This window comes from Undibacterium sp. SXout7W, from assembly GCF_049339385.1.
In the GTDB taxonomy this organism is placed as follows: Bacteria; Pseudomonadota; Gammaproteobacteria; order Burkholderiales; family Burkholderiaceae_D; genus Undibacterium.
The window spans coordinates 1-306 of record NZ_JBMPPF010000135.1 but is presented as its reverse complement, the minus strand read 5'-3'; the positions used below and the strand labels follow the sequence as shown (position 1 = coordinate 306).

Annotated in this window: 1 protein-coding gene; it reads left to right on the top strand. The window is 64.4% G+C overall.

Annotated features, from left to right (window positions below; translation table 11 throughout):
* Positions 1-306, top strand: a 306-nt coding sequence (locus tag ACO0LB_RS20815; RefSeq protein WP_423052640.1) for a PfkB family carbohydrate kinase, incomplete at both ends; no start/stop codon positions are given.

The window sequence follows — 306 nt, the reverse complement described above, 5'->3', positions numbered from 1 at the left end:
GACTTTCCCGATCTTCGTGGCGGCTGGCGAAGCACTGACCGACATGATCGTGCAGGACCCGGCGCGCCAACATTGGCTTAGCCAGGTCGGCGGTTCGACCTGGAACGTGGCGCGCGTGATGGCGCGCCTGGGCGTGCCCAGCGCGTTTGCGGGCGCCGTCAGCCGCGATGTGTTTGGCGACGCGCTGGCGCAAGCCACCGAAGTGGCGGGCCTGGATATGCGCTTCTTGCAGCGCTATGCCAAGTCGCCTTTGCTGGCCATCGTGCATGAACTGCATCCGCCCACCTATTATTTTATCGGCGACGA